Source organism: Novosphingobium sp. FW305-C-111 (assembly GCF_058783565.1).
In genome coordinates this window covers 69,123-91,481 of the sequence record NZ_JBYSYP010000001.1, presented here as the reverse complement: position 1 = coordinate 91,481, position 22,359 = coordinate 69,123, and the positions used below count along the sequence as shown (strand labels likewise).

Here is a 22,359-nt window from a genome sequence, read left to right as displayed (position 1 = left end):
CTTTCGATAGAGGCACCGCCTGCTTTTCCCGGAACGCGGGCGTGGCGGAACTGGTAGACGCGCCAGATTTAGGTTCTGGTATCGCAAGATGTGGGGGTTCGAGTCCCTTCGCCCGCACCAGCCGCCGCGCGATGCGTGGAGCACTCCGGACAGGATCAAACTGGAAGACTTTGCCAATGCAGATCGTCGAAACGACCAACGAGGGCCTGAAGCGCTCCTACACCGTCACCATTCCCGCGACCGACATCGCCGCGCGGATCGAGGGCGAGGTCAAGAAGATCGCCCCGCAGGTGCGGATGCCTGGCTTCCGTCCCGGCAAGGTCCCGGCCAACCTCGTACGCAAGATGCACGGCGCGGCGCTCCACGGCGATGCGCTCAACACCTCGATCCGCGAGGCGATGGACAAGCTGGTGCGCGATCACCAGCTGCGCCCGGCGATGCAGCCGCAGGTCGACCTCGGCGAAGGCTATGAGGAGGGCAAGGACGCCCAGCTCACCGTCAGCCTCGAAGTGCTGCCCGAAATCACCGCGCCGACGCTCGACGGGCTCAAGCTCGAAAAGCTGGTCGTGCCGGTCACCGACGCCGAAGTCGCAGAGGCCGTGGCCCGCATCGGCGCTGGCTCGAAGAGCTTCAAGGACGCCAAGAAGGGCGCCAAGGCCAAGGACGGCGACCAGCTGACCATCGACTTCACCGGCAAGCTGAACGGCGAGGAATTCGAAGGCGGCAAGGCCGAGGACGCTGCGCTGGAAATCGGCGCGGGCCGCTTCATCCCGGGCTTCGAGGAACAGCTCGTCGGCGTGAAGGCGGGCGATGAGAAGACCATCACCGTGACCTTCCCCGAAGACTACCCGGCCGACAACCTCAAGGGCCAGGAAGCGACCTTCGACATCGTTGTCAAGGCGGTCAAGAACCCCGGCGAATTCGAGGCGAACGACGAGTTCGCCAAGATGCTCGGCCTCGAAAGCCTCGAGCAGCTCCAGGGCCTGCTGCGCGGCCAGCTCGAGCAGGAGACCGCCGGTCTCACCCGCACCCAGATGAAGCGCCAGCTGCTCGACATCCTCGCCGCCGGCCACGACTTCGCGGTGCCGCCGTCGATGGTCGACGCCGAGTTCGATCAGATCTGGAACCAGCTCCAGCAGGAAGCCCAGAACGAGGAAAATCCGGAAGAGGCGCTGAAGGAGATCGAGGCGGAGAAGGACGACTACCGCAAGATCGCCGAACGCCGCGTCCGCCTCGGCCTGCTCCTTTCGGAAATCGGCCAGGCCAACGGCGTCCAGGTCTCCGCGCAGGAAATGGAAATGCTGATCCGCCAGGCGGCGCAGCAGTACCGCGAGGAAGACCGCCAGCGCTTCGTCGACTACGTCCGCTCGGAACCCCTCGTCGCCGCCCAGCTGCGCGCGCCGCTCTATGAGGACAAGGTCGTCGACTTCCTGTTCGACAAGGCCGAAGTCAGCGAGCGCGAAGTGACCAAGGACGAACTCCAGGCCGCGATCGAAGCCGAGGATGGCGCCGCGCCGGCCCCGGCCAAGAAGCCCGCCGCGAAAAAGGCCCCGGCCAAGAAGGCCGCCAAGGAAGAGGCGCCCGCCGAGGACGCCGCTGCCCCTGAGGCCGCTGCCGAAAAGCCGGCCAAGAAGGCTCCCGCGAAGAAGGCGACCGCTCCGAAGGCCGAAGCCGCCGCCGACGAGGCTGCGCCCGCGCCGAAGAAGAAGGCCCCGGCCAAGAAGAAGGCCGAAGGCTGAGTTTCAGGCCTCCCGGCCGAAAACACGAAAGGCCTCGGGGTGACCCGGGGCCTTTTGCTTTGGGGGAGGGCGCTTGTTCTTTACGCTCCGTCACCCTGAACTCGTTTCAGGGTCCCACCAGTAGCACCCCTGATCTCCGGAATAGCGCACCACCGCGCCGCTCGGTCGCGCTTGCTCTCGGGCACCTGTACGCCGGCAGGGGAGACCCTGAAACAAGTTCAGGGTGACGAGGTTGGTTGTCGTATCAAACAGCGGCCTCTTTCGGACCGCCTAGCAAGAGACTAACATCCAAGCGTGCTCCATTTGCCGCTTCTCTTTCTGGTCGCTGCGCCTGAGCTGCCTGGATTGCCTGCAGTCAAAGTCGATGCGTCAAGCAAATCAGAGGCCTGCCGCCCATCGACCCGCATGTCCGGCCGCTACTACGTCGACGAGAACGCGTACTTCGAGCGGAGCGCTTGCGGCGACCGGTTCCGGATCAGGATGAGCGCCGACACAGTCGACATGGCCAAGTTTAATGCGGCAGTCCGAGAGGCCAACAGGCGGGGGCTGCGCTACATCGAGGTTGAACTCGTCGGCAACTCGTCTTCACGGCCTGGGCGGCTTGGAGGCCCAGTGTTCGAAGTGACCGAAGTGGTCACTGCAAGCTTGCCCCGGTAGCACCTACTCCCCCCACCGCTTCAGCCCAGCCACCGGCACCGCCGCGCTGCGCACCTTCTCATAGGCCGCTCCGGCTTCCAGCAGCCGCCGTTCGCTCCACGCCGGGCCGATGAAGCTCAAACCCACCGGCAGGCCCTCGACCGCGCCCATCGGGACCGAGAGGTGGGGGTAGCCGGCCACCGCCGGCAGCGTCCCCGCGCCGATCGCGCCGAGGTAGTGGTCGCCGGTGACGAGGTCGATCGGCCACGCCGGGCCGGACGTCGGGGCGACCAGCACGGTGACCTTGTACTTCGCCAGCAGCATGTCGATCCCGTCCTTGCCGGCGAGGCGCAGCGAATTGGCGCGGGCCTTTTCATAGGCTGCCTGGTCGGTGGTCTTCGCAGAAAGCTCGAACAGGTCCTGCCCGAACCAGCGCAGTTCGCGTTCCGCGTGCGCCTTGTTGAACGCGATCACGTCGGCAAGGCTGCGAACCGGCGGGTTGCCGGGAAGCGCGGCGAGATAGGCGGTGAGATCGGCCTGCTGTTCATAGAGCAGCACCTGGAACTCGTCGCGGCCGATCTCCGATGAAGGATCCCAGGTGATCTCGACCAGCTCCGCGCCGCCGCGCCTGAGGTCGGCAAGCGCGGTCTCGAACAGCCGATTCACGCCGGAATGGTTGCCCGCCTGCCCGCGCAGCACGCCGATCCGCACGCCGGAGAGGCTCGCGTTCTCGAGCCCCTCGGCATAGGCCTCGATGTGGATCTCGCTGCGCGCGGTCGCCTTGTCGGTCGGGTCTGGCCCCGCCATCGCATCGAGCAGCAGGGCGACATCGTGGACGCTCGTCGCCATCGGCCCTGCGGTATCCTGGCTGTGGCTGATCGGGACGATGAGGCTGCGGCTGACGAGGCCGACCGTTGGCTTGAGGCCAACGATGCCGTTGACGCTGGCCGGGCAGGTGACCGAACCGTCGGTCTCGGTCCCGATCGCCGCCCACGCGAGCCCCGCCGCGACCGCTGCGCCGCTGCCGCTCGACGAGCCGCAGGGCGAGCGGTCGATCGCGTGCGGGTTCTTCGTCTGCCCGCCCGCGCCGCTCCATCCGCTGGACGAATCCGACGAACGGAAGTTGGCCCATTCGGACAGGTTGGTCTTGCCGAGGATCACCACGCCGGCCGCGCGCAGCTTCGCGATGACCGGCGCGTCGCGGCCCGTCACGTTGTCCTTCAGCGCGAGGCTGCCGGCGGTGGTCGGCATCGGATCGGCGGTCTCGATGTTGTCCTTGACGAGGATCGCCTTGCCCGCAAGCGGCCCCGACATCGCGGCCGCCGCCTTCGCCTGCTTCATCGCCTCGGGATTGACCGCGATGACGGCGTTCAGCTGCGGCCCATGGTCGTCGATCGCATCGATCCGCTGCAGATACCGCGCCGTCTCTGCCTCGGCCGACGACAAATGCGGCTGCGGCACCGCCGCGCACCCGGCGATGAAAGCGGCGGCGGCGAGGATGGCTGGTTTCATCGGTGAGCTCCCCTGTGTGGCGGAGATGCTGGTGGAGCGAAGGGCGGTTGGCAAGGGGGTGGGTGGGCAGGATTTGCGCACGAAGACTCGGATAGGTCTCGCCGGGCGGATGTGAGGCCTCATCGACGCGCCGCCTGTCCTACACGCGCCGGCTGTGGCACGAGCAGGCTATGGCCGCGTTTCCATCTTCATTGCACCGCGCTCAACCCCGCCACGCGGCGGCCAGGACCCTGCAAAACGGAAAGTCACACAATCTGCCCCGATCAGGCCCCAAAGTCGGTCACTTTTCGTATTTTTGCCAAGCCCTTGGTGCGATCCCGCCGGCCCTGCGAAACTGCCGCATCCAGCGTCAACTTCGCGCAGCCCTACGCGCTCCACCCCCATCTGGGTTAACGCCCTTGAACATCCGCCAAGGGCACGCGACATAGGGCTTCTAATCAAGCGAGGGATTCCATGCTCGACCTGTTCGGCGCCTCCTCGGCGCAAGGAAAGTTTTCTGTCGACCCGATCACCGGGGCGCTCGTGCCGGTGGTGGTCGAGCAGACCAGCCGCGGCGAACGCAGCTTCGACATCTTTTCGCGCCTGCTGCGCGAACGCATCGTCTTCGTCACCGGCGAGGTCGAGGACCACATGGCCTCGCTGATCGTGGCGCAGCTGCTGTTCCTCGAAAGCGAGAATCCGTCGAAGGACATCTCGATGTACATCAACTCGCCGGGCGGGGTGGTGACCGCGGGTCTCGCGATCCACGACACCATGCAGTACATCAAGCCGCGCGTTTCGACCGTCTGCATCGGCCAGGCATGCTCGATGGGTTCGTTCCTCCTCGCCGCGGGCGAGCCGGGGATGCGCATCGCGCTGCCGAACTCGCGGATCATGATCCACCAGCCTTCGGGCGGCGCGCGCGGCATGGCGACCGACATCGAGATCCAGGCCCGCGAGATCCTGCGCCTGCGCAAGCGGCTGAACGAATACTATGTGAAGTATACCGGCAAGACGCTGAAGGAGATCGAGTCCGCGGTCGATCGCGATACCTGGCTCGATGCGGACGAGGCGCTCGCCTTCGGCCTGGTCGACAAGGTATTCGAAACCCGGCCCGACTCCGATCGCCCGGCCGACGAAGGCAGCGGCGGCGCGCCGTAAATGACGGACGGGCCCTTTCAGCGCAGCGAAAGCATCGCGCTGGTAGGGCTTTGTTCGCGATGATCGTGTCCGGTTGATTAATGCCCTTGCGGCATTAGGATAGCCGGACTCGCCTTCTCCGGGAGGCGCACGGAAGAGAATATGACCAAACTCAGCGGATCCGATACCAAGAGCACCCTTTACTGCAGCTTCTGCGGGAAGTCGCAGCACGAGGTGCGCAAGCTCATTGCCGGGCCGACCGTGTTCATCTGCGATGAATGCGTCGAGCTGTGCAACGACATCATCCGCGAGGAAACGAAGGCCGGCATCGCCGGCAAGAAGGATGGCGGGGTGCCGAGCCCGCGCGACATCTTCGAGACGCTGAACGACTATGTGATCGGTCAGGACCGCGCCAAGCGCGTGCTCTCGGTCGCGGTGCACAACCACTACAAGCGCCTCAAGCACAGCGGCAAGGGCGGCGACGTCGAGCTGTCGAAGTCGAACATCCTGCTGGTCGGGCCGACCGGTTCGGGCAAGACCCTGCTGGCCCAGACGCTCGCCAAGACCTTCGACGTGCCCTTCACCATGGCCGACGCGACCACGCTGACCGAGGCCGGTTACGTGGGCGAGGACGTCGAGAACATCATCCTCAAGCTGCTCCAGGCCAGCGACTACAACGTCGAGAAGGCCCAGCACGGGATCGTTTACATCGACGAGATCGACAAGATCAGTCGCAAGGCGGAGAACCCCTCGATCACCCGCGACGTGTCGGGCGAGGGCGTCCAGCAGGCGCTGCTCAAGCTGATGGAAGGGACCACCGCCTCGGTTCCGCCGCAGGGCGGGCGCAAGCATCCGCAGCAGGAGTTCCTCCAGGTCGACACGACCAACATCCTGTTCATCTGCGGCGGCGCGTTTGCGGGCCTTGAAAAGATCATCGCCGACCGCCTGCAGAAGCGCTCGATCGGTTTCGGCGCGCACGTCGCCGATCCCGACAAGCGCAAGGTCGGCGAACTGCTCCAGAAGGCGGAGCCGGAAGACCTGCTCAAGTTCGGCCTGATCCCCGAATTCGTCGGCCGCCTGCCGGTGATCGCGACGCTCAACGACCTCGACATCGAGGCGCTGGTCAAGATCCTCAAGGAGCCGAAGAACGCGCTGGTCAAGCAGTACGCCAAGCTGTTCGAGCTGGAAGACGTCGCGCTGACCTTCACCGACGACGCGCTCGAGGCGATCGCCAAGCGCGCCATCGAACGCAAGACCGGCGCGCGCGGCCTGCGCTCGATCGTCGAAGGGCTGCTGCTCGACACGATGTTCGACCTGCCGACTCTGGAAGACGTCACCGAGGTGGTCGTCGACAAGGACGTCGTCGAGGGCCGCAAGGAACCGATGCAGGTGCTGAAAGGCAAGGAAGCGGCCTGATCTTCGGGCGGCCGCCCAATCGCCGTAGCTCCTAGACTACGCTCTCCGGATGCAGGTGGCAGTCCACCTGCCCGGTTTCGACCTGCAGCGTCGCGTGGCCGATCCCGAAGTCGTGTTCCAGCTCGTGACACAGGTCGTGGAGGAAGCGGTCGCCAGGGTGACCTGCGGGCATGACGAGGTGCGCGGTGAGCGCCGTTTCGGTGGTGCTCATCGGCCAGATATGGAGGTCGTGGACCGCGTTCACCCCCGGCTGGCCCGACAGGAACGCGCGGACCTTTGCCTCGTCGATCCCCTCGGGCACGCCGAGCAGGCCGAGCTTCACCGAATCCTTGAGCAGCCCCCAGGTGCCATGCGCGATCACCGCGACGATCAGCAGGCTCGTCACCGGGTCGATCCACGCCTGCCCGGTCAGCGCGATCAGCAGGCCGGCGATCACCACCCCGGCGGAAACCGCCGCGTCCGCCGCCATGTGGAGGTAGGCACCGCGGATGTTGAGGTCGGTCTTGCGGCCGCGCATGAACATCAGCGCGGTGGCGGTGTTGATCAGGATGCCGATCGCCGCGACGATCATCACCGGGCCGGGTTCGACCGGCGCGGGCTCGAACAGGCGGCGCACCGTCTCCACCGCGATCGCACCGATTGCGATCAGCAGCAGCGACGCATTGGCCAGCGCGGCAAGGATCGAGCTCGACTTGAAGCCATAGGTGAACCGCGCGGAAGGCGGGCGCGCGGCGAGGCGGGTCGCCGCCAACGCGATCACCAGCCCGAGCACGTCAGAGAGGTTGTGTCCCGCGTCGGCGACCAGCGCCATCGACCCCGAGATGATCCCGGCCGCCGCCTCGACCGCGACGAACCCGGCATTGAGGGCAATGCCGACGGCAAAGGCACGGCCGTATCCGGCCGGCGGCGCATGGTCGTGGCCGTGCCTGTGCCCGTGATGGTGGTGATGTCCGTGACCGCTGCCCATGGCCTGCGCCTTAGCCCGATCGGGCGCGACCGCCTACCGTGGCATTTATGCCGCACTGCAGCAGGAAAATGAAATGCCGGGCAACCGGCCTGCGCAACGATCGTGCAATAGCACATTCGCCCTAGCAACTTTCATATGAAACTACACTCCTGTCAGTAATTTGGTTTCACGGCGCTGGACGGAACGTCCCGGAACCGTCGCATTGTCACCAGCTGGTCACACGCGGACGGTTTTGGGGCGGGGCGGAGGCCGGTAAATCCCGGCCATCGCGGGCTAGGGGGCGATTCGTGCGACGCGTGCGCACGCGCCGTGATCCGGCCAGCCAAAAATTTGAAACGAAACGACTTTTCGTCTTCGCCAGTGCCGGTCGACCGGACAATTCGGGGTCATACGATGCAGATCAGATATTTCCTTGCCGCCAGCGTCGCGTCGCTTTCGCTCGCCGCCGGCCTCTCGTCGCCCGCGATGGCGCAGGAAACCTCCTCGGCCGTGCGCGGCGAGGTCATGAGCAACGGTGCCCCGGTCGGCGGCGCGACGGTGACCATCGTCCACGAACCCTCGGGCACCACCGCGACCACCACGACCGACGGGAACGGCAACTTCTCGGCCAACGGCCTGCGCGTCGGCGGTCCGTTCACCGTGACCGTCAATGCCGACGGCTATGAAGCCGGCATCGTCAGCGACCTCTACCTCCAGGCCGGCCAGCCGGTCCGCCTGCCGGTCGATCTCCAGGCCGCGACCCAGATCGTCGTCACCGCCGCCTCGCTCGGGCCGGCGATCGCCACTTCGGACGGTCCGACGACCTCGCTGGGCGCAGAGCAGATCGCAGCCGCCGCGTCGATCAACCGCGACATCCGCGACCTCGCCCGCCGCGATCCGCTGGTCACCATCGACCTGACCAACGCCCGCACCATCGAAATCGCCGGCAACAACGGCCGCCTAAACCGCTTCTCGGTCGACGGCATGCAGCTGTCGGACGACTTCGGCCTCAACAACGGCGGCCTGCCGACCAGCCGCGGTCCGGTGCCGTTCGACGCGATCGAGCAGTTCACCGTCAAGGTCGCCCCGTTCGATATCGCCGAGGGCGACATGCAGGGCGGCGCGATCAACGTCGTGCTCAAGTCGGGTGGCAACAAGTTCCATGGCGGCGCGTTCTACAGCTACACCGACGACAACCTGACCGGTCACAAGTCCAAGAACGCGGTCGTCAAGCTGAACTTCGATTCGAAGCAGTACGGCGGTTGGCTCTCGGGCCCGCTGGTCAAGGACAAGCTGTTCTTCATGGCCGCCTATGAGCGCACCAAGGAAGGCCAGCCGCTCAACGACGGCTTCGGCCCCGGCTTCGCCAACCAGGTTCCCGGACTGACCCAGTCGATCATCGACCAGGTCACCTCGATCGCCAAGAGCCGCTATGGCTATGACACGCTGGGCCTGATCGCGACCACGCAGGAAGAAGACGAGAAAATCGTCGGCAAGCTCGACTGGAACATCAGCGACGACCAGCGCCTTTCGCTGACCTACATCCGCAACGTCGGCACCAATCAGTTCCAGCAGAACAACTTCCTCACCCCTGCCTACGGCCTCGGCTACCAGTCGAACGGGTATGAGCTACGCGAGGAAATCAATACCGGCACCGTCGAGCTGAACTCGACCTGGTCCGACCAGTTCTCGACAACCGTTCGCGCGTCGTATCGCGACTATAATCGCGACCAGGCACCGTTCGGTGGCCGCAGCTTCCCGCAAATGGAAGTCTGCCTTGATGGTGCTTCGCCGCTGACCCCGGCGTCGAACAGCGCGACGACCTGCGGCACCACTCGCCTGTTTTTCGGTCCGGACGTGTCGCGCCAGTCGAATGACCTCAACACCGACAACCTGTCGATCGACGTCACGGCGCGTTACGATATGGGCGACTTCTCGCTGCGCATGATGGGCGGCTACACCAAGGTCGACGTCTATAACCTGTTCCTCCAGCGCTCGCTGGGCGATTTCTACTTCGACAGCCTTGCCGACTTTGCCGCCGGCAACGCCAACCGCCTGCGCTACGGCAACGCGGTGCCATCGAACGATCCGAACGACGCCGCAGCCCGGTTCAACACCACGAACTGGACCTTCGGCATCCAGGGCGACCTGCAGGCCACCGACACGCTGAGCCTGACTGCCGGCGTGCGTTATGACCTGTTCGATAACAACATTGCCCCGCCGCTCAACCCGAACTTCCTTGCGCGGTACGGCTTCAACAACCGCTCGACCTTCAAGGGCCGTGGTCTTCTCCAGCCGCGCTTCGCCGCGACCTGGGAAGCAACCCCGCGCCTGATCTTGCGCGCGGGGGCGGGCGTGTTCGGTGGCGGTACTCCGGACGTGTTCCTGTCGAACGTGTTCTCGAACACTGGCCTGCTGACCAACTCGGTTGATATCACCCGCGCCAACTGTGCCGCTTCGGGCACCTGCAACGCGCTCAACGGCATCACTGGCGGCACCATTCCGGCGAATGTGGTCAACTTCCTGACCACTAACACCGCGAGCCTTGCCGGCGCTCCGACCGACTCGATCGATCCGGACCTTGATCTGGCCAGCAAGTTCAAGGCGACCTTCTCGGCCGACTACAAGGCCGACCTCGGCCCGCTCGGCGACGACTGGATGTTTGGCGTCCAGTTCCTCTACGACAAGACGATCGACGGCTACTTGTGGACCGACCTGCGTTCGGTGCCGATCGGTACCCTGCCGGACGGGCGCACGCGCTATGGTCCGATCGGCGGCGTGGCGACCACCAACCGCGACCTGATCCTGACCAACACCAGCGATGGCCGCGGCATCTTCGCGACCGTCCGGTTCGAAAAGAACTGGGACATGGGCCTTGGCATCTCGGGCAGCTACACCCGCTCGGACGTCAAGGATCGCTCATCGCTGACCTCGTCGACCTCGTCGTCGAACTACAGCAACAACGCCTTCGAGGATCCGAACTACCCCGCGTACGGCCGCTCGATCTATGAGTACCGCAACCAGTGGAAGTTCGGAGTGGACTACAAGCACGCCTTCTTCGGCGATGCCAAGACCACCATCGGCATCTTCGGCGAACTGCGCTCGGGCCGTCCGTACAGCGTGACGATGCTCGACAACAATGGCACCCGTGGCAACGTCTTCGGGACCGTCGGGAACCTCGGCAACATGCTGCTCTACGTGCCGACCGCTGGAAGCGATCCGAAGGTGGTGTTCGACACGACCGCCAGCGAGACCGCCTTCAATGCGCTCGTCGACCAGCTCGGGCTCGGCAAGTACCGCGGCAAGATCGTCCCGAAGAACAGCCAGACCTCGCCGAACTTCTTCAAGGTCGACCTCCACTTCGGCCAGGAAGTGCCGCTGCCGGTCGTCGATGGCGCCAAGCTCGAATTCTTCGCCGACATCGAGAACGTTCTGAACCTGATCGACAAGGACTGGGGCGCGCTGCGCCAGGTGCAGTTCCCGTATAACGCGGCGATTGTCCGCGTCGCTTGCAACGCGACTTCGGGCAACAACTGCACCCAGTACAAGTACAGCGGCGTGCTCGCCCCGAACCAGGTGCTGCAGACCCGCCAGTCGCTCTACGGCGTGCGCATCGGTGCCCGCCTGAAGTTCTGATCTTCGCCTGACGGCAGAACCGCGAAAGGCGCGGGGGAGGCATATTGCTTCCCCCGCGCTTTTTCGTTTCCGACATCCGGACCTGTGCGGTTTGCCACTTTTTGCTGCGACGAAACGTGCCATACCGTCGATCAGTCGAGGCGGCGGGACTCACGCCTCGTGCAATCGAACGGTGAGCCCCACGGACATCGAAGACCCATGAAAAGGCACCTTCTCCTCGCCTCCGCCACCATTGCCGCGCTTGTCTCGGGTGGCCCCGCATTTGCTGCGGGCTGCCCCTCGGGCGGCGCGGGACCGATCGCCGTCGGCCAGCTGCAGAGCGTCGGCGCGCAGGCCCGCACCTTCACCGTGACCCTCGCCGCCGGTGACGGCATCCAGGCCGACCTCACCACGATCGCCGGGACGAGCGAGGGCGGCGATGGCGACGAACACGAAGGCGAGAGCAGCGGCAATGCCGCGCCGACCGGGCTGATGGTCTGCGACGCATCCGGCAAGGTCCTCGCACCGCTGCCCAGCGAAGTGTTCGCCAGCGGCGGCAGCATGAGCCGGATCGAGGACGGCGTCCGCCTGCGCTTTGCCGCGCCGACCACCGGGGCCTACCGCATCGCGGTCGCGGCCGGCGCCGACGGGCGCGAACTGCTGCTCCGCCGCCGCGCTGTGCCCGCGCAGGACCGCACCCCGACGGAGCTCGAGCTTGGCGGCAGCGACTTCGCCAAGGTCAGCCGCGACAAGCCGCTGACCTACCAGTTCGCCGGCAAGGCCGGGCAGTGGGTCAGGATCACCGCCACCTCCGACAACGACACCGTGCTGCATCTCGCCGGGCCGGGGGCGGACGGCTATGAGAGCATTGCCGACAACGACGACGCCGACGGGCTCAACCCGGCGATCCGCCGCCGCCTGCCGGTAAGCGGGACCTATTATGTCCAGCTCGAGTCGCTTTCGGCTAGCGAGGCGGACGCCAGCCTGCTGGTCGAGACCGTCGACGCCCCGCCGCCTCCGACGGCCCCGCTCGCGCTGAAGAGCGGCGCGGCGGTGACCGGCAAGCTCGAGGACGGCGGGCAGAAGGTGCTCTATGCGCTGCCGGTGACCGCCGGGCACAGCTACCGCCTCGAACTGACCGCGCCTTACGACTCGGTGATCGAGGTCGGGCTCGACGATCCGCTGGTGCCCGAGGACGATGACGGGACCGGCAACGGATTTTCCTCGGTTCGCTCCACCGACCGCAACCTGACCGGGACCGAGAAGCTGAACTTCACCGCGCGCTCGACCGGCCGCGTGCTCGTCCAGGTTCGCGCCTATGGTCTCGGCGAAAGCGACGGCGGCTACACGCTGAAGGCGGTCGACGCCGGGATGTAGCCAATGATCTCCCCTCCTGCTTGCGGGAGGGGAATCAGTACACGCAGGCATCCAGCCCATCGCCGCGCACGATCCTCACCTGGGCGGCGATGCGGTTGCCGTGGCGGCGGGTGAAGCCGCCCGCGCCGTTGACTTCGCGCTCCTTGGGCAGCGGGAACACGGCGGCGATCCGGGCCGCCTCGACCGGCGAGAGCCGCCGCGCGGACTTCCGGTAATAGCGCTGCGCCCCGGCCTCGACCCCGTAGGTGCCGATCCCGGTCTCGGCGACGTTGAGGTAGACCTCCATGATCCGCCGCTTGCCCCAGATGGTCTCGATCAGCACGGTGAAATAGGCCTCCAGCGCTTTCCGGAAATACCCACCGCCCTGCCACAGGAACACGTTCTTGGCGGTCTGCTGGCTGATCGTCGAGCCGCCGCGGATCCGCCCGCCGCGCTGGTTGCGTTCATAGGCCTTCTGGATCGCCTCGGTGTCGAAGCCATTGTGCGAGCAGAACTTGCCGTCTTCCCCGGCGATCGCGGCATCCACCATGGTCCGGTCGATGTCGTTCAGGCTCGTCCAGTCCTTGGTGAAGCCGTTGGGGTCCATCAGCATGGTCGCCGTCACCGGCGGCGGCACGAACCGATAGAGCACCACCAGGCCGACCGTAATGACAAGGAAGTACACGATCGCCCGGCCGACGAACCAGCCGAAGCGGTAGGCTGGCCCATGCGACTTTGCCGGGCGGGAGGGCTTGAGGAAGCGGAAGGGCATTGGGCGAGAGGTTAGCCAGCCTTGCGTCCCGGGTCCAGATCAGTGCGCGCTCGCCGCTTTCGCACCGCGTGGGTGGATCCCGATTAGTGCCGCGCCCAGCAGCGGCATCGCCACGACCCAGAGGCGCAGGCCGGTCACTCCTTCGGGGCTCGCGATGCTGATCGCCGCCGTCAGTCCGAGCCCGGCGCAAACGAGCAGCAGGCCGGCAATCAGCCTTCCGTGCGACACCGCCGCGATCCCGCCGCGGCTGCGGCTGCTGCCGTCGCGCTCGAACCGGGCGAACAGCAGTACCAGCGGGAGCAGCGCGGCGATGTAGAGCGCGAACCAGAGGGGCCGCGCCAGCCACCACGCCTCGCTCCCCGGCAGAGCCCCGAGTCCGACGCCGCCGAGCAGCCACGCGCCGACCACCACCAGCACGAACGCGGTGAGGTGCCACAGGTAAATGGTCATGATCATCGCATTGACCAGCACGGTCGCGGTCCACAGCGTCAGGTTCTCCAGCATCCGCCGTCCCACCGGTTCCAGCAGCAGGACCAGGCCCGCCTGCGCGAGACCAAGCGCGAGCAGCGCCAGCGTCGGCGGCATCGAGTTCGACAGCTCCGTGCCCGGCACTCCGATCATCGCCACGGGGTAGGGGCCGAAGCGGACCAGCGCGAGCAGCGCGGCCAGCCCTGCGGCGAACAGCGCGAACGGACGCCAGCGCCCGGCCATGCGCCCGTCGGCCCAGGCGTAGCCCAGCTGGTGAACAGCGAGCCAGACAAAGCCGAAATTGGCGAAATTGACGAACGGCACGCCCTGGCGAATCGCAAGCAGGTCGATGGCCACCGCGCCAAGAACCAGCACCGCGAGCGAGGCGAAGCCCCACCGCCGCCACGCCGCATGGCTCCACGGCACGACGGCCGAGACCATCAGGTAAACCGAGAGAAACCACACCGGCACCAATGCCAGCTGCGCCGCCAGCCGCACCACGTCGCGCTCCACCCCCACCGCAGTGCCGAGAAGCGCAAAGCCGCTCCACAGCGCGAACAGCGGTAGCAGCGGGTAGACGAGGCGGTGGAGCCGGCTGGCGAACCAGCCGTTCCAGTCCCCGCCCTTGCGCCGCGTCGCAGCCCACGAAACGCCGTTGGAGAAGCCGCCCACGAGGAAAAAGACCGGCATGACCTGGAATCCCCAGGTCAGCCACTGTGTCCAGGGCAGAATGCCGAGAAGGTGTCCGCCGTGGACCTCGCCGTTTGAGATATAGGGCGCGGCGACCAGCCAGTGGCCGACGACCACCGCAAAGATCGAGAAGGCGCGCAGGAAGTCGACCCAGCGATTGCGCTCTGGTGGGGCCAGCTCTGCCATCGCCCGCGCCCGTGCCCAAGTGCCCCCCGATGGCTGCCTGCCCGGATCAGCTGTCATCGTCGTCGTCCTCCCGCCGCGCATCATGACCGAGACCCGGGCGAGCGCAAGCAGCGCCGGAATCATTGTCCGTGGAATAATCGGCGGGCAGCGCCGTTATCCCCCCGTGCAAGGGGGGCAGGGTTGGCCGCCGGGGCACGCCAACACGGGAGAATACCATGTTCAAGAAGATCACCACCGCCGCTGCGGCGGCCGCGATGCTGGCCGGCGGCGTTGCCGCCCTTGCGCCCGCCGCGCAGGCCCGCGAGGGCGCGCAGTCGGTCGGCCACGGGATCAAGTGCTATTACTATCTGGGCGTCCAGATTTGCTACAAAAGCGTCTGATCTCTTCGGGAAGCGCCAAAAGAAAACCCCGCGCCAGTCCGTCCGGCGCGGGGTTTTCCTGTTTCTGCGATGACCCGGTCAGTGCGCCGGAATCAAAATCCGTCGCTCGCCCGCGATCCGCTGCATTGCCTTCTGCAGCTTTTCGAAGGCCCGCACCTCGATCTGGCGGACGCGTTCGCGGCTGACGTTGTAGACCTGGCTCAACTCCTCGAGCGTCTTCGGATCATCGACCAGGCGGCGGTCGGTGAGGATGTGGCGCTCGCGCTCGTTGAGGCTGTCCATCGCCTCGACCAACATGGCGTGGCGCATGCTCGCTTCCTCGGCGTCGGCGACGGTTTCGTCCTGCAGCGGGCGGTCGTCGGTCAGCCAGTCCTGCCAGGTGCCCTCGCCGTCCTCGCGCATGGGGACGTTGAGCGACGCGTCGCCGCCCATCATCATCCGGCGGTTCATGTTGACCACCTCCTGCTCGGGCACGCCGAGGTCGGTGGCGATCTTGCGGACATCGTCGGGGTGAAGGTCGCTGTCCTCGAACGCCTCGAGGTTCTTCTTCATCCGGCGGAGGTTGAAGAACAGCTTCTTTTGCGCCGCGGTGGTGCCCATCTTCACGAGGGACCACGAGCGCAGGATGAACTCCTGCATCGAGGCCTTGATCCACCACATCGCGTAGGTCGCGAGGCGGAAGCCGCGATCGGGTTCGAACTTCTTGACGCCCTGCATCAGGCCGATGTTGCCTTCGCTGATCAGCTCGCTGACCGGCAGGCCATAGCCGCGGTAGCCCATGGCGATCTTCGCCACGAGTCGCAGGTGGCTGGTCACCAGCTGGGCGGCGGCTTCGGGATCCTGGTGTTCCGCATAACGCTTGGCGAGCATGTATTCCTGCTCGGGCGTGAGTATGGGAAACTTCCTGATTTCCGAGAGATAGCGGTTGAGGCTCGCCTCTCCGCCGAGGGCGGGAACGGTCAGAGCGGTCTTGGTCTCACTCACCTGAACTTTCCTTTCTCGTCGATCCCTGAGGTTCGACCCCTAATGGGCATCGCACGGCGGGACCACGTGATTGCTTGTATCACAGTATTCGCTTTTTTGCCCGCAATTCCTCTATCGAACCGCCAAGCTCGACGATCAGTTCCGTCATGTCGCGGGGTAACGGACTGTTAAATTGCACCGGTTCGGCGCGTATGGGGTGGATGAAGCCGAGTTCGGCGGCATGCAGCGCCTGGCGGCGGAAGCCGAGCTGGCTGAGAATCGGGCGCAGGCGCGTGTTCGGTCGTCCATAGACAGGGTCGCCCAATAGCGCATGGCCAATTGATGCAAGGTGAACGCGCACCTGGTGGGTCCTCCCGGTCTCGAGCCGGCACTCGACGAGCGCCGCCGAGTCGAGCGCCGTCAGCGTCTTGTAGTGCGTCACCGCATGCTTGCCGCGGCCTTCATCGACCAAGGCCATTTTCTTCCGGTCGGACGACGAGCGGGCGATGTGGCCGCGCACCGTACCCGCCGCCGGGACGGGCACCCCGCCGGTGACCGCCAGGTAGGCGCGGTGGATCGAATGGTCGGCGAACTGCTTCGCCAGCCCTTCGTGCGCGGCGTCGCTCTTGGCGACGACCAGCAGGCCCGAGGTATCCTTGTCGATGCGGTGGACGATGCCGGGCCTCGCCACGCCGCCGATGCCCGACAGCTGCCCGCGGCAGTGGTGGAGCAGGGCGTTGACCAGCGTCCCGTCGAGGTTGCCGGCCGCGGGATGGACGACGAGGCCCGCGGGCTTGTCGACCACGATCAGGTGCTCGTCCTCGAAGGCGACGGTCAGCGGAATGTCCTGCGGTTGGGCTTCGGCGGGCGCGGCTTCGGGCACGCGGATTTCCCACGAGGAGCCCGCCGCCGGCTTCATCGAGGCGGTCCGCGCCGGCTGTCCGGCGAGGGTCACCCGGCCCTCGTCCATCAGCGCCTTGACCCGCTCGCGCGACAGCCCGCTGGCTTCCGCGAGCGCCTTGTCGAGCCGCTGGCCGGACGCGGCGATGGTGCCTTGCAAGATGGTGTCGCTTCCCCCCATGCTGCCCGAGATGGGAACCCTGCTGCGGCTGACAAGTGGCGTGCTTGCCACACTGTGCGAAGAAGCGATGCGCTCCGCCTCCCGCGAAGCCTGCGGCCTGCTCCTCGGCACCGGCGCGCAGATTCACACGGCCACCGTCACCGCCAACGTCCACCCAACGCCCGAAACGCACTTCGAGATCGACCCAGCGGCCCTCATCGCCGCGCATCGCGCCGCGCGGGAGGGCGGGCCGGAGGTGCTCGGCTACTGGCACTCGCACCCCAACGGCCTTGCCCGCCCGTCGACCACCGACGCCGCGATGGCGAGCGGCGACGGCAAGCTCTGGGCGATCGTCGCGTCGGGCGAGGTCACTTTGTGGCGCGATACGCCGTCCGGGTTCGTCGCGCTTCCCTATGGAATCGAAGCCGGGTAAGGCAGCGCGCGATGACCAGCGTTACCGATATCGATCTCGCCGCCCTGCTCTGCTCGCGCCTGTGCCACGACCTGCTCTCGCCGGTCGGCGCGCTGACCAACGGGCTCGAACTCCTCAGTGACGAGAAGGACCCGGAGATGCGCCAGCGCTGCTTCGAGCTGCTCGAACAAAGCGCCAAAACCAGCGCCGATAAGTTGAAGTTCTTTCGCCTAGCTTTCGGGGCGGCCGGCGGCTTCGGCGAGATGGTCCCCGTGGCCGAGCCGCGCGCGTTGATCGACGCGCTGGTTTCCGCCAACGCGCGGATCAGCGTCAACTGGGCGCTGGCCGGGGACGCGCTCCCCAAGCCGGCGGTCAAGACCCTGCTCAATCTCGCCCAGATCGGGATGGAGGCGCTGGTCCGTGGGGGCACGCTCGACATCGCGGCGGAGATGCGCGGGAATGCCAGCGAGATCGTGGTCCGCGCCACCGGCCAGCGGATCGCCTTTGATCCCGCGATCGGCGCGGCGCTGGATGGCTCGCTCCCTGTGGCCGAACTCTCCAGCCGCACCGCGCCCGCGGCGATGCTGCAGAAGCTCGCGGCGAGCGTCGGCGGCGGGGTGCAGTACCATGTCGGTGACGAAACGCTGGTGCTGGGGGCGGTGCTTCCGGTAGGCTGACCCGCGATGGATGAGCTGGTCCACCGCGAGAACCTCTCCCCCAACTGGGACGAGCGCGCGCTGCCGGTCTCGATGGTCGTGCTCCACTATACCGGGATGCCGACCGGCGCGGAGGCCGAGGCGCGGCTCGTCGACCCGGACGCCAAGGTCAGCGCCCATTACCTGATCCACGAGGACGGCGAGGTCGTGCGCCTGGTGCCGGAGGACAAGCGCGCCTGGCACGCCGGGCGCAGTTACTGGCGCGGAATCTCCGACGTGAACTCGGCCAGCATCGGCATCGAGCTGGTCAATCCGGGGCACGAATGGGGCTATCGCGAATTTCCCGAGGCGCAGATCGAGGCGCTGATCCCCCTGCTTTTCGAGATCGTCGAGGCCCACGACATCCCCCGCGCCAACGTCGTCGGCCACTCCGACGTCGCCCCGGCGCGCAAGGACGATCCGGGCGAGCTGTTCCCCTGGCACCTGCTCGCCCGCTACAACCTCGCGCTGCCGGTGCCCAAGCCGTCGATGCGGCTGGTCTACGACAATCCCGGCGCGTTCTATCTCGCGCTGGAGCGGTTCGGGTACGACATCGCCGACGGCCACGCCGCGGTGCGAGCCTTCCAGCGGCGCTGGCGGCCGAGCCTGATCGACGGGGAGCTCGACGGCCAGATCGGGGCGATGCTGTTTGAGCTTTTGCTGGACCGCGACCTCGGACGTGCGCGTTGATGCATGGACCGGCGCAAGCTGACGCTTGCGCCTTGCGCGGTGCCGCAACGCGAACACGGAGGTGTTCGCCCCGCGCGAAGCGTGCTAGACAATCAGCGCGCCAGGGGGCCGGGCAGCCGCGGCATGAGTGTCGAGGAAAGTCCGGGCTCCACGAAACAAGGGTGGCGGGTAACGCCCGCCGGGCAGGGGCTTCGGCCCAGGCCAAGGGACAGTGCCACAGAGAGCAGACCGCCCCTTCGGCAAGCTCAGGATGAGCGGGTTTGAGGGGCAAGGGTGAAAGGGTGCGGTAAGAGCGCACCGGGCTTCCGGCAACGGCGGCCGCACGGCAAACCCCACCCGGAGCAAGACCGAATAGGGGCGGCGGGCCCTTGGGTTTTCGAACTCAAGAGCAGGCGGGTTTCACGCCAGTCGCCCGGGTTGGTCGCTAGAGCGTCGCAGCAATGCGCCGCCCAGAGGAATGGCTGCCCCGGCCGATACGGTGCGACAATCGCATACCGTCGGCCGGACAGAACCCGGCTTACAGGCTCCCTGGCGCATAACCACCACTTGCCAAAAGATGACGTATCGTCAATCATGCGCGCAACCCGCAGCATGGCGGGGTGAGAGGATGCGCCCGTGGACATCGCCTTTTCCCCCGCCGAGCAGCGGTTCCGCGACGAGGTTCGCGGCTGGCTGGCCGACAACGTGCCGAAGGAGCAGCGCCCGCTCCAGCCGGCGGAGGCCAAGCCGTTCGACCTCGCCTGGCAACGGCGGCAGTTCGAGGGCGGCTGGGCCGGGATCAACTGGCCGGTCGAATACGGCGGGCGCGGGCTCTCGCTGATGGAGCAGATCATCTGGTTCGAGGAGTACGCCCGCGCCGGCGCGCCGTGGATCGGCGTGTGCTTCGTCGGGGTGAACCACGGCGGTCCGACCCTGATCATGCGCGGCAGCGAGGCGCAGAAAGCCTACCATCTCCCGCGAATCCTCAAGGGGGAGACTGTCTGGTGCCAGGGCTTTTCGGAGCCCGGTGCGGGTTCGGACCTCGCGTCCTTGCGCACCCACGCCCGGATCGAGGGCGATCAGCTGGTCATCAACGGGTCCAAGATCTGGACCAGCTTCGCCGGGCAGGCCGACTGGCAGGAACTGCTCCTGCGTACCGACCGCGAGGCGCAGCGCCATCATGGCCTGTCCTGGGTGATCTGCGACATGCACGCGCCGGGCATCGAGATTCGCCCGATCCGGATGATGAGCGGCGAGTGGGACTTCTGCCAGGTGTTCTACGACGAGGTGAAGATTCCGCTGGAGAACGTCGTCGGCGGCGTCGGCAACGGCTGGTCGGTGGCGATGTCGACCCTCGCGTTCGAGCGCGGCACCGGCTTCATCGCCGAGCAGGTCAAGCTGGCCGAGCGGGTCGAGCACCTGCTCGCCAAGGCGCAGTCGACGATCGGGCCGGACGGCCGGGCGCTCATTCGCCGCGAGGACATGGCCGAACGGCTGGCGACGTTGCGCGCCGAGGTCGCCGCTCTCAAGGCGGTAACCTACACCACAGTTTCAACGACCGCGCGTACGGGACAACCTGGCCCGGAAGCCTCGGTCGTCCGCCTGTTCACGGCAGAGCTGAGCCAGCGGATCGCGCACCTCGACCTCGAAATGCTGGGGGCAGACATGCTGGACTTCCGGTACGGCGACCAGAACGAGGTCCACGATTACTTCCGCGGCTTTGCTTCGACGATCGCCGGCGGCTCGGCGCAGATCCAGCGCGACATCATCGCCGAGCGTATCCTCGGCCTGCCGCGCTCGCGCTGAGGGGAGAATACGCATGGACCTGACCCCCACCGGCGAGATCGAAGCGATCCGCGAAGCCGCCGCGAGTTTCATGGCGGAGGCGATGCCGCTGTCCTCGGTGCGCAAACGTACGCCCGAACAATGGCGTGCCCTCGCCGAGATGGGCCTGATCGGCGCGGGCCTGCCCGAGGACGCGGGAGGCTCGGGGCTCGGTCATGCGGGTGAGGCGCTGGTGTTCGCCGAGCTTGGCCGCCAGCTCGCTCCGCTCGCCGCGCTCGCGGGGGCCGTGGGGGCCGGACTTGCCGCGCGCGCAGGGGATGGCGCGCTCGCCGGGCGGCTTGCCGAGGGCGAGCGGGTAGCTCTGGCCGTGGCGGGCGGGCGCCTGCTCGATGCCGCCGATGCGCGGTGGTTCGTGTCGCTCGATAACGGCCTTGCGGCGCTCCATCCGCTGGACGGCGTGGAGCTTCGCTCCGGCTTCGACGTCGGGACGATGCATGCCGACCGGCCCGATACCCAGGCCGTCCATTCCGATGCGGCCGGCGCGTATCACCTCTCTCTGCTCGTTTCTGCCTATGCCCTAGGTGCTGCGGAAGCGGCGCGGGACCTTGCGGCGGGGCATGCCCGCACCCGCGAGCAGTTCGGCCGCCCCATCGGGGCGTTCCAGGGGGTCAAACACCCGGTCGCCGACATGGCGGTCCGCTGCATCATGATCCGCGCCCAGCTCACCTTCGCCGCGCTGGCGCTTGAGGGGGGAGAGCCGGACGCCGCTTTCCATGTCGCGGCGGTGCGGCGGCTCGCCGGGCAGGCGGCGATCGACAATGCCCGCACCTGCATCCAGGTCCATGGTGGGATGGGCATGACCGACGAGTGCGACGCCCACCTGCCGCTCAAGCGGGCGCACGCGCTGGCGTTCATCGCGCCCGCCGACCGCGAGGCGCTGCTCGCACCCGCCTGACTAGAGGTTCGCCGAAAGCGTCGCCAGCATCCGCGCCCAGGCGTGCTCGGCCTGGGGTTCGTCGTAGACCGGGCTGTCGATGGTGCACCAGCCGTGCTGGGCCGGATAGACCTCGACCTCCGCCTTGCGCCCGGCATCGGCGGCCGTCTTGCGCAGCACGTCTTTGGCGTCCGGTTGCCGCTCGTCGTCGTTCTGGGCGATTGCGAGAAGCAGCGCGGCGTCGAGCTTCGGGATCAGCAGGTGCGGGCTGTCCGGCGTGTCGTCGACCAGCCCTGCGCCGTGGAACGAGCACGCCGCGCCGATCCGCGCCGGCACCGCGGCGGCGGTCCGCAAGGTGTAAGGGCCGGTCATGCAATAGCCGAGCGCGGCGATCTGCTTGCCGGCATCCACCTCGCGCTGCGCGTCGAGCCAGGTGACGAACGCACGCGCGTCCGAAGCGATGCCCGGAAGCGTGATCGCGGCGATCATCGGCTTGATCCTGGCCTGTCCCTCCGGCGTCCGCCATTCGGCCATCGTCGCGACGATAGGTGCGCGGGAGGAGCGGTAATAGTGGTTCACCACCAGCACCGCGTAACCTTCGCCAGCCAGCCGCGTGGCCATGGTCTTGTAGGCATCGCGCAGGCCCGCGATGTCGGGCCACAGGATCACGCCGGGGTGACGGCCGGACTTCGGCGCAACGAAGAAGGCGTCGGCCTGTCCGTCGCTCGTCGGCACCATGACCGATCGCGCCATGGTCTCGCGCCCGGCCGCAGCGGCCTTGTCGCTGCCTCCGGTCATGCAGCCGGGGAGCGCGGCGATCGCTGCCGCACTCGCACTGGCGCGGCCGAAGTCACGGCGGCTCAGGCTCTTGGCGGCAAGCCAGCGGGCATTGTCATGTTCGGTAAAGTCGTCGCACATGGCGCAGGCGGTCCTTTCTCGCGCCCTCCCGCAGCCAGCTTATCATCGCTTTGCCGGCCCGCAAGCGACGAGCCTCTTGCCTTGCGCT

The 22,359-nt window shown here is 67.0% G+C and carries 19 protein-coding genes, 1 tRNA gene and 1 other RNA gene; 14 read left to right on the top strand and 7 right to left on the bottom strand.

Annotated features, from left to right (window positions below):
• The first annotated feature begins 35 nt into the window (after window positions 1-35).
• The 3 genes from AC3WLD_RS00470 to AC3WLD_RS00460 all read left to right on the top strand — a co-directional run bounded on the left by AC3WLD_RS00470 (window position 36) and on the right by AC3WLD_RS00460 (window position 2,396).
• Window positions 36-120, top strand: a tRNA-Leu gene (locus tag AC3WLD_RS00470).
• Between the two features lie 56 nt (window positions 121-176).
• Entirely contained in the window at window positions 177-1,739 is a 1,563-nt protein-coding gene (gene tig, locus AC3WLD_RS00465) for a trigger factor (RefSeq protein WP_492554941.1), read from the top strand.
• A gap of 405 nt (window positions 1,740-2,144) precedes the next feature.
• Window positions 2,145-2,396: a hypothetical protein gene (locus AC3WLD_RS00460; RefSeq protein ID WP_492554940.1), complete on the top strand. Its 252-nt coding sequence runs from the start codon at window positions 2,145-2,147 to the stop codon at window positions 2,394-2,396.
• A 3-nt stretch (window positions 2,397-2,399) separates the two neighbouring features.
• On the opposite strand, the gene AC3WLD_RS00455 is transcribed toward AC3WLD_RS00460, so the two are convergent.
• The gene (locus AC3WLD_RS00455; RefSeq protein WP_492554939.1) at window positions 2,400-4,010 is read right to left on the bottom strand and encodes an amidase; all 1,611 of its coding nucleotides are present in this window, start codon (window positions 4,008-4,010) and stop codon (window positions 2,400-2,402) included.
• 330 nt (window positions 4,011-4,340) lie between these two features.
• On the opposite strand from AC3WLD_RS00455, the gene AC3WLD_RS00450 reads away from it, so the two are divergent.
• Together AC3WLD_RS00450 and clpX are read left to right on the top strand one after the other, a co-directional pair.
• Window positions 4,341-5,027 (top strand): ATP-dependent Clp protease proteolytic subunit, encoded by a 687-nt coding sequence (locus tag AC3WLD_RS00450; protein ID WP_492554938.1) that lies wholly within the window; start codon window positions 4,341-4,343, stop codon window positions 5,025-5,027.
• A 141-nt stretch (window positions 5,028-5,168) separates the two neighbouring features.
• Window positions 5,169-6,422: an ATP-dependent Clp protease ATP-binding subunit ClpX gene (gene clpX / locus AC3WLD_RS00445; protein ID WP_492554937.1), complete on the top strand. Its 1,254-nt coding sequence runs from the start codon at window positions 5,169-5,171 to the stop codon at window positions 6,420-6,422.
• 31 nt (window positions 6,423-6,453) lie between these two features.
• Here clpX and AC3WLD_RS00440 read toward each other — a convergent pair whose 3' ends face one another.
• Window positions 6,454-7,389, bottom strand: a complete 936-nt coding sequence (locus AC3WLD_RS00440; protein ID WP_492554936.1) for a cation diffusion facilitator family transporter — start codon at window positions 7,387-7,389, stop codon at window positions 6,454-6,456.
• A 393-nt stretch (window positions 7,390-7,782) separates the two neighbouring features.
• Between AC3WLD_RS00440 and AC3WLD_RS00435 the strand changes: the two genes are divergently transcribed.
• A complete protein-coding gene (locus AC3WLD_RS00435) occupies window positions 7,783-11,004 on the top strand; it encodes a TonB-dependent receptor (RefSeq protein WP_492554935.1) in 3,222 nt (1,073 codons plus the stop codon).
• Between the two features lie 198 nt (window positions 11,005-11,202).
• A complete protein-coding gene (locus AC3WLD_RS00430; RefSeq protein WP_492554934.1) occupies window positions 11,203-12,360 on the top strand; it encodes a PPC domain-containing protein in 1,158 nt (385 codons plus the stop codon).
• 34 nt (window positions 12,361-12,394) lie between these two features.
• On the opposite strand, the gene mtgA is transcribed toward AC3WLD_RS00430, so the two are convergent.
• Window positions 12,395-13,111, bottom strand: a complete 717-nt coding sequence (mtgA, locus tag AC3WLD_RS00425) for a monofunctional biosynthetic peptidoglycan transglycosylase (protein WP_492554933.1) — start codon at window positions 13,109-13,111, stop codon at window positions 12,395-12,397.
• A 39-nt stretch (window positions 13,112-13,150) separates the two neighbouring features.
• Window positions 13,151-14,455, bottom strand: coding sequence for an acyltransferase family protein (locus AC3WLD_RS00420; protein ID WP_492554932.1), 1,305 nt, complete (start codon window positions 14,453-14,455; stop codon window positions 13,151-13,153).
• A gap of 215 nt (window positions 14,456-14,670) precedes the next feature.
• On the opposite strand from AC3WLD_RS00420, the gene AC3WLD_RS00415 reads away from it, so the two are divergent.
• On the top strand, window positions 14,671-14,835 hold the full coding sequence (locus AC3WLD_RS00415) for a hypothetical protein (RefSeq protein ID WP_492554931.1): 165 nt from the start codon (window positions 14,671-14,673) through the stop codon (window positions 14,833-14,835).
• Between the two features lie 78 nt (window positions 14,836-14,913).
• Here the strand turns inward: AC3WLD_RS00415 and rpoH are convergent, their stop codons facing one another.
• The gene (gene rpoH, locus AC3WLD_RS00410) at window positions 14,914-15,819 is read right to left on the bottom strand and encodes an RNA polymerase sigma factor RpoH (RefSeq protein WP_492554930.1); all 906 of its coding nucleotides are present in this window, start codon (window positions 15,817-15,819) and stop codon (window positions 14,914-14,916) included.
• 79 nt (window positions 15,820-15,898) lie between these two features.
• The gene (locus AC3WLD_RS00405) at window positions 15,899-16,879 is read right to left on the bottom strand and encodes an RluA family pseudouridine synthase (protein WP_492554929.1); all 981 of its coding nucleotides are present in this window, start codon (window positions 16,877-16,879) and stop codon (window positions 15,899-15,901) included.
• A gap of 10 nt (window positions 16,880-16,889) precedes the next feature.
• On the opposite strand from AC3WLD_RS00405, the gene AC3WLD_RS00400 reads away from it, so the two are divergent.
• The 6 genes from AC3WLD_RS00400 to AC3WLD_RS00375 all read left to right on the top strand — a co-directional run bounded on the left by AC3WLD_RS00400 (window position 16,890) and on the right by AC3WLD_RS00375 (window position 21,374).
• Entirely contained in the window at window positions 16,890-17,291 is a 402-nt protein-coding gene (locus AC3WLD_RS00400; protein WP_492554928.1) for a M67 family metallopeptidase, read from the top strand.
• Between the two features lie 11 nt (window positions 17,292-17,302).
• Window positions 17,303-17,947, top strand: coding sequence for a histidine phosphotransferase family protein (locus AC3WLD_RS00395; RefSeq protein WP_492554927.1), 645 nt, complete (start codon window positions 17,303-17,305; stop codon window positions 17,945-17,947).
• Between the two features lie 6 nt (window positions 17,948-17,953).
• Window positions 17,954-18,655 (top strand): N-acetylmuramoyl-L-alanine amidase, encoded by a 702-nt coding sequence (locus AC3WLD_RS00390; protein ID WP_492554926.1) that lies wholly within the window; start codon window positions 17,954-17,956, stop codon window positions 18,653-18,655.
• 100 nt (window positions 18,656-18,755) lie between these two features.
• Window positions 18,756-19,191: RNase P RNA component class A (gene rnpB / locus AC3WLD_RS00385), an RNA gene on the top strand.
• Between the two features lie 79 nt (window positions 19,192-19,270).
• Window positions 19,271-20,440 carry an acyl-CoA dehydrogenase family protein gene (locus AC3WLD_RS00380; RefSeq protein WP_492554925.1) on the top strand — a complete coding sequence of 390 codons (1,170 nt, stop codon included), beginning with the start codon at window positions 19,271-19,273 and terminating at the stop codon, window positions 20,438-20,440.
• Window positions 20,441-20,453: 13 nt separating this feature from the next.
• The gene (locus tag AC3WLD_RS00375; RefSeq protein WP_492554924.1) at window positions 20,454-21,374 is read left to right on the top strand and encodes an acyl-CoA dehydrogenase family protein; all 921 of its coding nucleotides are present in this window, start codon (window positions 20,454-20,456) and stop codon (window positions 21,372-21,374) included.
• Here AC3WLD_RS00375 and AC3WLD_RS00370 read toward each other — a convergent pair whose 3' ends face one another.
• The gene (locus AC3WLD_RS00370) at window positions 21,375-22,271 is read right to left on the bottom strand and encodes a dienelactone hydrolase family protein (protein WP_492554923.1); all 897 of its coding nucleotides are present in this window, start codon (window positions 22,269-22,271) and stop codon (window positions 21,375-21,377) included.
• Between the last annotated feature and the right edge of the window lie 88 nt (window positions 22,272-22,359).

What these genes read in the sequence shown, in the direction of transcription:
- tig (WP_492554941.1), top strand. Translation starts at nt 177, where the DNA reads ATGCAGATCGTCGAAACGACCAACGAGGGCCTGAAGCGCTCCTACACC.
- AC3WLD_RS00460 (WP_492554940.1), top strand. Translation starts at nt 2,145, where the DNA reads ATGTCCGGCCGCTACTACGTCGACGAGAACGCGTACTTCGAGCGGAGC.
- AC3WLD_RS00455 (WP_492554939.1), bottom strand. Translation starts at nt 4,010, where the DNA reads ATGAGGCCTCACATCCGCCCGGCGAGACCTATCCGAGTCTTCGTGCGC.
- AC3WLD_RS00450 (WP_492554938.1), top strand. Translation starts at nt 4,341, where the DNA reads ATGCTCGACCTGTTCGGCGCCTCCTCGGCGCAAGGAAAGTTTTCTGTC.
- clpX (WP_492554937.1), top strand. Translation starts at nt 5,169, where the DNA reads ATGACCAAACTCAGCGGATCCGATACCAAGAGCACCCTTTACTGCAGC.
- AC3WLD_RS00440 (WP_492554936.1), bottom strand. Translation starts at nt 7,389, where the DNA reads ATGGGCAGCGGTCACGGACATCACCACCATCACGGGCACAGGCACGGC.
- AC3WLD_RS00435 (WP_492554935.1), top strand. Translation starts at nt 7,783, where the DNA reads ATGCAGATCAGATATTTCCTTGCCGCCAGCGTCGCGTCGCTTTCGCTC.
- AC3WLD_RS00430 (WP_492554934.1), top strand. Translation starts at nt 11,203, where the DNA reads ATGAAAAGGCACCTTCTCCTCGCCTCCGCCACCATTGCCGCGCTTGTC.
- mtgA (WP_492554933.1), bottom strand. Translation starts at nt 13,111, where the DNA reads ATGCCCTTCCGCTTCCTCAAGCCCTCCCGCCCGGCAAAGTCGCATGGG.
- AC3WLD_RS00420 (WP_492554932.1), bottom strand. Translation starts at nt 14,455, where the DNA reads ATGGCAGAGCTGGCCCCACCAGAGCGCAATCGCTGGGTCGACTTCCTG.
- AC3WLD_RS00415 (WP_492554931.1), top strand. Translation starts at nt 14,671, where the DNA reads ATGTTCAAGAAGATCACCACCGCCGCTGCGGCGGCCGCGATGCTGGCC.
- AC3WLD_RS00405 (WP_492554929.1), bottom strand. Translation starts at nt 16,879, where the DNA reads ATGGGGGGAAGCGACACCATCTTGCAAGGCACCATCGCCGCGTCCGGC.
- AC3WLD_RS00400 (WP_492554928.1), top strand. Translation starts at nt 16,890, where the DNA reads ATGGGAACCCTGCTGCGGCTGACAAGTGGCGTGCTTGCCACACTGTGC.
- AC3WLD_RS00395 (WP_492554927.1), top strand. Translation starts at nt 17,303, where the DNA reads ATGACCAGCGTTACCGATATCGATCTCGCCGCCCTGCTCTGCTCGCGC.
- AC3WLD_RS00390 (WP_492554926.1), top strand. Translation starts at nt 17,954, where the DNA reads ATGGATGAGCTGGTCCACCGCGAGAACCTCTCCCCCAACTGGGACGAG.
- AC3WLD_RS00375 (WP_492554924.1), top strand. Translation starts at nt 20,454, where the DNA reads ATGGACCTGACCCCCACCGGCGAGATCGAAGCGATCCGCGAAGCCGCC.
- AC3WLD_RS00370 (WP_492554923.1), bottom strand. Translation starts at nt 22,271, where the DNA reads ATGTGCGACGACTTTACCGAACATGACAATGCCCGCTGGCTTGCCGCC.